Below are 7,510 nucleotides of genomic sequence, written 5' to 3'. Positions count from 1 at the left end.
GTTCGGTAAACTCTTGTTCTTTTTCTCTCCTCAAAAATCGCAATTTCCTATAAAGCAAAAATAATGAGCGATGTTTCCCATCGCCCATTAAATCCTAATATGGAATTTTTATTATAACCTCTGCACCGCCTGTTTTATCGGAATTTTTAAGAGCAAGTTCCCCCTTGTGTTGCTTTACAATGCTGCTTGTGATATAAAGCCCCATGCCAAAGTGCATATTAGAGCTTCGGCTGATGTCGCCCATAAAAAACTGCTCCCTTGCATGATGCAAATCCTCATTTGTAAAACCAGTTCCCTCATCTATTATGGCGATTTGTAGAAAATCGTCTGGCTTTTGCACCTCTACATAGATTGTCCCTTTTGGTGGAGAGTAATCTATCGCATTGCCTATCACATTCATAATTGCCCGTTCCAGTAGTAATTTATCCGCTTTGAAAGTTCCTAAATTTTCCCCTGTTTCCATGTGTAAACAAATTTCTTTTGTAAGGCATAATGAATTTGCCTGCGCTTCAATCCGTTCCATATAATCAGCTATATCAAATTCTTCCAAATTGAGATGATACCCGGCTACTGTCCGGGATATATCAATCAGCGTCCTGATATAAACGCCCATCTGCCCGGAACTTTCTATAATATACCCCGCATATAACCGCTGTTCGTCGTCAAGCTCTGTTTCGCTTATCAAGTCGATATTTCCTTGAATGACAGTTAAAGGCGTTTTCAAATCGTGGGCAAGCGCCGCTATCTGCTCTTTTTGTAATTGTTCCGCACTCCATTGTTTCTCTAAAGATGATTTCAAATTATTTTTCATATCAGAGAAAGAACATAACACATCTTCAAATTCTTTGATTTTTGAGTGTCCCACCTCAAAATCAAGATTTTGTTCTGCCACTTTTTCTGTTGCTTCAAAAAGTGGGGAGAGCTGCGCCCTCATATTTTTTGCAAATTTCGCTGTTAATATCACGCAGACCGCGATACAGTTTATCCCCATGAGGATATATAGCAGAATTTCCGGTGAGGGAAAATGATTATAGAACCATTCATTTATAAACTGTGAGCCAATGTAATATTGAAGCACCACATATTCATTTTCACGGGTAACAAACAGATACTGCTTGTTGAGGTTTTCGTTTATCTTTCCAGACAGGGCATACTCCATAGCCCTGTCTAAATCTTCGCCCTCTAAAGACGTTTCCCGCATTTGATAATTCTTATCCAGTATGAGGTATTTGCACCCCATAGGAAGCTGTACATCTGTTAAATCCGGCGTTGCAGCAATAATTGGAACAAGATTTTTTGCGCTGCGTTCTGAATAATCCGCATAAGTAATAAAGCCCATTCTGGTTCCGGCAAGGATAAGGCTAAATGGAATAGCTACCGAAACCATTAGCCCAATCAGCAGCATACATAAAAATTTCCAAAAAGACGCTTTCAATGATGTTGGCTTTTTTATTCCCATTTGTACCCTATCCCCCAAACTGTCGCTATCGGCTGAATATCCAATTTGCTTAATTTCGCCCGGATATTTTTGATATGAGTGGAAATAGTAGAATTATCGCTGTCGCCCTCCAAGCCCAAAACTGCTTCATAAATCTGTTCTTTTGAAAATACCTGTCCTTTATTTCTTGCAAGGTATTCACAAATCAGATATTCGCTTTTTGTTAGGGGAATGGGTGTATCATCTACCCGCAGCTCCTTTGCGGACAAATCAATTTTTATCCGTTCAAAGGTAAGGGCGGCATGCCGTTCCCTGTGTTCCCGGCGTAAGTGGGCATTTACCCTTGCCCGCAGCTCCGCAATGCGGAATGGTTTTGTCAGATAGTCGTCTGCCCCCAAGCCAAGCCCGAATGTAATATCATTTTCCATTGTCTTAGCTGTCAAAAAGAGAATAGGGCAGTCCACCAATGAACGGATTTTATTGCAATAAGAAAATCCGTCCATATCCGGCATCATAATATCCAGTATAATCAAATCGTATCTGTTCAGCTTATCAAGCGGAACCTGTGCGGCAGACGTATAGGCAGTAATGAAATGTCCGTCTTTTTGCAGCCCATTTTTCACAAGCTCTAAAATAGGTCGTTCATCATCAACCATAAGGATTGCTGCCATAGTGTCGTCTCCTTTCGTTGCTCTTTTCGTATTATAGCATAATCCGCGAGGGCAGAAAAGCAGTCATTTCTGCTCTGCAATATAGTAGCGGTTATTTATTTTTACCGCAACCGCTTCTGTTTTATCCGTACCATAAATCTCGTAAACATCTGCGTAAAACCATTGTTCCCGCCCCTGTCCGGCGTTTTTTCCGTCCCAGTCAATCTTGTTCAAATCCTCTTTGGACAAAGGGCGTTTCGTTTCTGTATCGAATGTAACGCTTTCCGCAAGAATATCAATCCAGTTTCCTAATTCATCATTTGATACGATATCAGAGGTTACTTGATAAATAATCCCGTCACAAAGAAGCTGCGTTGCATTTTCGGGATTGATTTCAAACTTTCCACTCATAGACTGCTCTGTGTCCTTGAAGTCAAAGACCGTATCTGTGTCTTTGATATTTTCTTTTCCAACAGCTTTGTGATACCCTCCGTTTACATCTACAATCAGATAATCGTCATCGTTGGGTGCTGCGTACACATTCAAGAATGGGATAATATAAGCAGCCTCCGGGGCTTTATCCGCTAAATCTGCCAACGTCCGAAAGGTAGTGGTTTCTATGTTTTCTTGAAGCAATACTTTTCCTGTTTCGTCTACCGCTGCAAGCTGCCGGATATATCCAGTCCATTCCCCAAGTCCACCATTAGAAACGGTATCCTCCAAAATCGTGTAGTCGTTTCCCTTAAAGGAAAATTGCGTCACATTCTCTGCGTTCAAATAGCATTGCTCTTTATCACTGGAATATTCCTTGATTTTTTCCTGTAAAGAGCAGCCCGCAAGAGAAAAGCATACAACAAAAGCAAACAGCACGACTATAAACATTTTTCTGTTTTTATTCATAATTTTTCCGTCCTTCCCAATGAGAAAACCATAATAAGGTCAGCAACAAGCCACCTGTCGTTAATGCTGCAATCCATATTTTTTCCGTTCCATAGTTGAAAATTTGTCGGCTCAAAATATCCTTTACCCAATTCATAGACCATGAAAAGGGAATATACCTCGCTATGCCTTTTAGTTCGATATTGCTATATAAGATACATTGCAGACTTTCAAACACACCCCAAAACAGGGATAACCCTAATCCAAATTTGAAGCTAAGGAACAGGTGCAAGATGTATATTATCAAGTTACAAAAGGCCATCCCAGTGGCGGCTCCAATCAGCAATCCGAGCTGCACTGTATCAGCCATTCCCAAAAGATGTATGCCAATCACAAATAAAAGGAACAGAAAGAACAATGCAAATACCCCCGAACCATAAAGATAAGTTAATTTTGCAAGCATATTTTTGTGTCGGTTCGGTACAGCAAGCAGCGTTTGGAAGTGTGAAGCCTTTTCTTCCAGCGCAACATTCAGACCGACAATAACGCTTATCAACAATGGAAAAAACGTTGTCGTAATTTCTAATATCATTTTGAGCTTTTTACTATCTGCTGTGCTGCCATACTGGAAATAGTAAACAAGAAATAACAATGCCCCAATAGCAGGTATGCAAAAATGGATAGCCCCAAACGGTGTATGCTTCGTTTTTACCTGTTCAGAACGAACCGCATGAATAAAACCCATTTCCATCTACCTCCCTTTGGAAAAATCCTTTGCGTCGGCATAGGACAAAATAAGAAACAAGAGTATTGACAACGCAATGGAAATCATAATGGCTATAGAAAATCCACAATTTCCCGCATAAATTCCGTTTATTTCAATTCCCATAAGTGGCTTTGCCAGTTTTGCCGCCCAACAATACGGTACAAACCACCATGCTATTGTATTTCCTAATGCAGTAGCAGTAGATAGAACAATCCCAAGTATTGTATTTAACACAATCGGCACAAACATTCCCGTTTTGCGTGCTAAGTACAGGCACAAAGGGATTTGCCAGACAGACGCAAGGATAATCCCGATACTTCCTGCAACGCTGTGTAAAAGAGAATATACTGCCGTTGCCGGAGCAATGATATTACTGATAGAAATAAGCAATGCTAAAAATATCGCTGAAACAAGCAGTTTTTCGACTAAGATAATGCCCTTAGCAAATTCAAATTTTGAAAGGTTCACAGGCATAGAAAATACCGAATAGTATTTCCCGGCATTTTCTTCTTTTCTATGTGACAAAGAACATAAAATTGCGATTGCTCCCGGAAGCAAAAACGCATACCACCAGTAAAGTGTCATGTATTGATACCCCATAAATCCACCCATAAGCCACGCAAAAACAGCTGTGATTAGTGGAACAATGAAAATCAGTTTGTTCGATATTGTCCGCTTAAATTTCAAATGTTCTGATTTTAGATAGTCCATGCCTTAACCCTCCCTGTGATTGCTTTTTACAACGTCCATAAAAAGCTGTTCCAAATTTTCGTTTGCGTTCAATTTTCCCTCATATCCAAGAACGCCACCCGCGATAATGCCGATATGGTCGGCTATCTGCTGCACTTCTGAAAGAATGTGACTGGACAGGATGACCGTAATACCTTTAGCCGGAAAAGAACGAATAAGCTCTCTAAGTTCTTCAATCCCAATCGGGTCAAGCCCGTTGGTTGGTTCATCAAGGATGAGCAGCTTCGGGTTGTTTAGTAATGCAACCGCAATTCCAAGACGCTGTTTCATACCAAGAGAAAACTGTCCGGCTCTTTTCCTGCCTGTTTCCGTCAGTCGGACGATTTGCAGCACTTCGCCAATCCGCTTATCTGTCAGTCCTAAAATAGTAGTCCTTACTTTCAGATTTTCATAGGCGGTCAAATTTTCATAAAGCGGCGGCATTTCAATCAACGCTCCGATATGGTTTAAGTCGCTGCGTTTCCATGCGTGACCGTCAAATTCGATATTCCCAGAGGTCGGTTTCAAAATGCCCGTAATCATTTTGAGCGTCGTAGATTTCCCGGCACCGTTCGGTCCCAATAATCCATAGACGGAGTTTCTTTCAATGTTCAGCGATATGTTGTTTACCGCCGTCTGTCCGTTGAAAGATTTGCAGAGGTTTGTTGTTTTCAAAATCATTTCCATAGTCTGTACTGTCCTTTCTTTTGATTATGGAAAAAGAATAGCTGATGTTTTTGAAGATTTCATAAAGATAAGGAATCTTTTTAAAATCCTGATTAACGTCTGCCATATCAGTATAAGGTAAATGGGAGAAGCTAATTTTGCTTTATCGGGTTATCTTTTTCGGGCATCGGCAAGTTTAACAGCTCCTTTTGGTATGAGCCATGCCCGATTGATATTCAATATGCCCTCAATCCGATTTTCCTTACAGAGCCTTTGTGCCCGCCTTACCGATATTCCCCAAAGCTCCGCTGCGTCCTGTGCCGTCATATACTCAAACATTTCTGTTCTCCTCAAATTGCACGGTATCTACCATAGCCGTTTGAACAAACATATCAATTCATAAAACGCAAATTTTTATCCCCCAAAAAAGAAAAACGACAGAGCTTTACACCCTGTCGCTACTCCGTTATGTGTATAAGATTTCTTCCTCCACAATCTCCCTTGCACAAGCCCTTATGTTACCCAGCCGCCCTGTCCATTCTAAGGCGTTTTCTTCTTTTAGGCGTTCCGTTATGCCCTGTGCCTGTTTCATTCCCTCTATGAGCCGTTCAAAGCGTTCCTGCGCCTGCCTGTCAATATCGGCAAGGTAAGTATTCAGTCTGCCACTTGTGAGAAGATTGGTGTATGTAACCTTGCGGTACTGCTTCAGATAGTCCAGATGCCGCTGTCCCCATATGCCTATCGGCTGTTCTTTTTCGGCGGGTACAGTCAAGCATGGTACTAAGTAATCACTTTCTTTCCGATATGTACCTCCTAACTGTTCGAATAATGATTTTGCCATTTTGTAATTCCTCCAAATAAGATATTCACTCCATGTTGTTATGTCTGCTGTCTTAAACAAAATTTTGAGTTTTCTCCTTATCTGGTTTCATTCATCTTTGATATACTAATAAATATCTTATAATACAGATTAGTTAGAGGTGAGTTATGAATACGGAAGAAAAAATTGACCTGATCAAAAATTTGGCAGACTGTCTTGCCAATCTGCCAGTAACCCAAATACCTGCAACGGATGCCGGTATTATAAACTCTGTAAATCAAAATTTGCAGATGAATTTATAGAATTTTCCCTATTTTTCAAGGCTTTTTAAGCCTCATACAGTGAATTGATATGTATTTTCCCTTGTTTTTGCCCTTATGGGCAGTTTACAAGGGAAAGTTTTTTCTGAATGTATCTAATCGTTGCCCGCCACCTTATCCAAGAGCCTTGCGGAAGTCCGCTTTGCCTCCCTTGTGGCATGGGCATACACATTCATTGTGGTACTCACGTCAGAGTGTCCCAAGAGTTCCTGCACATCTTTCGGTGCTGCACCGTTTGACAGCAGATTGCTTGTATAAGTATGCCGAAGCTGGTGGAAGTGAAAGCCCTCAAATCCGTCCAGTTTCTTTGCGAGCGTCCTGCATACGATACTCAATGTACTCGGAGTTTCAAGGCAACCGTCTGATCTTAAACATACAAATGAGATTTCGTTGTAATCCATCGGAATGTCCTGCGTGTTTTCCAAGCTGTAATACTCATAGTAAACCCTGTTTTTGTCCTGCACTTCCTTGTAGTAATTGCGGTGGTACAGTTCCTCGTACTGCATTTGATTTTTAAGCTGTTCTTTCCTTGCCTTTTTCAGTATGGCGGTAAGCGTGTCCCCAAAATCAACCGTTCGCACTTTTTTGCGTTTTGTCGGTCCGATAATCATTTTGTGCTTTGCACCGTCATAGCGGACACTGCGCTTTACTGTAAGATACTGTTCCTCAAGGTTAATGTCCTGCCAAGTCAGCCCACATACTTCGCCAATCCTAAGACCGGCATAATAAGCTATCTGTATCGGCAGCACAGCAGGGGGATTTTTCTTTTCCAAGTACGCAATCAGCTTTTCGTATTCTTCATGGGAAATAGGCTGTGTTCCCGTATGCCCCATATCTTCCTCTGAAAATAAGTCCACTTCTTCAGCTTTGCGTTTCAGTTTGATGTACTGCATTGGATTGAACGTAATCAGTTGCTTTGGGAATACCGCAAAACGGAATGACTGCTGCAAAACCGCCGAGAAAGAGTGGATATAATCTTTGCTCAATCCCTTCTTCACTTTACCATCAGGGTAAGTCCCTCCGAAAGTAAGCAGGTCAAGGAATGTCTGCAAATGTTCCGCTGTTACGGTTTTCAGTCTGCGATCAGCAATCGGATGTTTCTTAATGCAACGGATAGTGCCGAGATAATTCTCAACCGTACCATTGCTGAGAGTGCCAACCTTTAATTCTTCCTCTGCCCATGTGTCTGTAGCCCAGCAAATTAAAGTTCCTGTCTCCCGCACAAAAACGTCAAATTAAAAT

9 protein-coding genes and 1 pseudogene are annotated in these 7,510 nt (G+C 41.3%); 1 reads left to right on the top strand and 9 read right to left on the bottom strand.

Annotated features, from left to right (window positions below; all coding sequences use genetic code 11):
* Positions 1 to 94 precede the first annotated feature (94 nt).
* The 8 genes from E5329_RS27395 to E5329_RS27360 form a co-directional block, all read right to left on the bottom strand.
* Complete coding sequence (locus E5329_RS27395) at positions 95 to 1,459, bottom strand: sensor histidine kinase (RefSeq protein WP_135992336.1); 1,365 nt, start codon at positions 1,457 to 1,459, stop codon at positions 95 to 97.
* Positions 1,450 to 2,109 carry a response regulator transcription factor gene (locus E5329_RS27390; protein WP_120428136.1) on the bottom strand — a complete coding sequence of 220 codons (660 nt, stop codon included), beginning with the start codon at positions 2,107 to 2,109 and terminating at the stop codon, positions 1,450 to 1,452. Before E5329_RS27390 ends, E5329_RS27395 begins: the two co-directional genes overlap by 10 nt.
* 63 nt (positions 2,110 to 2,172) lie before the next feature.
* Positions 2,173 to 2,988 carry a NisI/SpaI family lantibiotic immunity lipoprotein gene (locus E5329_RS27385; RefSeq protein ID WP_135992335.1) on the bottom strand — a complete coding sequence of 272 codons (816 nt, stop codon included), beginning with the start codon at positions 2,986 to 2,988 and terminating at the stop codon, positions 2,173 to 2,175.
* Positions 2,981 to 3,712, bottom strand: a complete 732-nt coding sequence (locus E5329_RS27380; protein WP_135992334.1) for an ABC transporter permease — start codon at positions 3,710 to 3,712, stop codon at positions 2,981 to 2,983. Before E5329_RS27380 ends, E5329_RS27385 begins: the two co-directional genes overlap by 8 nt.
* Positions 3,713 to 3,718: 6 nt before the next feature.
* The gene (locus tag E5329_RS27375) at positions 3,719 to 4,444 is read right to left on the bottom strand and encodes a lantibiotic immunity ABC transporter MutE/EpiE family permease subunit (protein WP_135992333.1); all 726 of its coding nucleotides are present in this window, start codon (positions 4,442 to 4,444) and stop codon (positions 3,719 to 3,721) included.
* A 3-nt stretch (positions 4,445 to 4,447) separates the two neighbouring features.
* On the bottom strand, positions 4,448 to 5,149 hold the full coding sequence (locus E5329_RS27370) for a lantibiotic protection ABC transporter ATP-binding protein (protein WP_135992332.1): 702 nt from the start codon (positions 5,147 to 5,149) through the stop codon (positions 4,448 to 4,450).
* A 150-nt stretch (positions 5,150 to 5,299) separates the two neighbouring features.
* Positions 5,300 to 5,467 (bottom strand): helix-turn-helix domain-containing protein, encoded by a 168-nt coding sequence (locus E5329_RS27365; RefSeq protein WP_016307782.1) that lies wholly within the window; start codon positions 5,465 to 5,467, stop codon positions 5,300 to 5,302.
* 127 nt (positions 5,468 to 5,594) lie between these two features.
* Positions 5,595 to 5,969, bottom strand: a complete 375-nt coding sequence (locus tag E5329_RS27360; RefSeq protein WP_135992331.1) for a TnpV protein — start codon at positions 5,967 to 5,969, stop codon at positions 5,595 to 5,597.
* Between the two features lie 146 nt (positions 5,970 to 6,115).
* On the opposite strand from E5329_RS27360, the gene E5329_RS31280 reads away from it, so the two are divergent.
* Entirely contained in the window at positions 6,116 to 6,250 is a 135-nt protein-coding gene (locus E5329_RS31280; RefSeq protein ID WP_275443813.1) for a hypothetical protein, read from the top strand.
* A gap of 113 nt (positions 6,251 to 6,363) precedes the next feature.
* Here the strand turns inward: E5329_RS31280 and E5329_RS27355 are convergent.
* Positions 6,364 to 7,455 (bottom strand): annotated as a pseudogene (locus E5329_RS27355) (tyrosine-type recombinase/integrase); the annotation flags it as partial.
* Positions 7,456 to 7,510: the final 55 nt, after the last annotated feature.

This window comes from Petralouisia muris, from assembly GCF_004793545.1.
Taxonomy (GTDB): Bacteria; Bacillota; Clostridia; order Lachnospirales; family Lachnospiraceae; genus Petralouisia; species Petralouisia muris.
The sequence above is the reverse complement of the archived record's forward strand: the minus strand, read 5'-3'. Positions and strand labels throughout refer to the sequence as shown.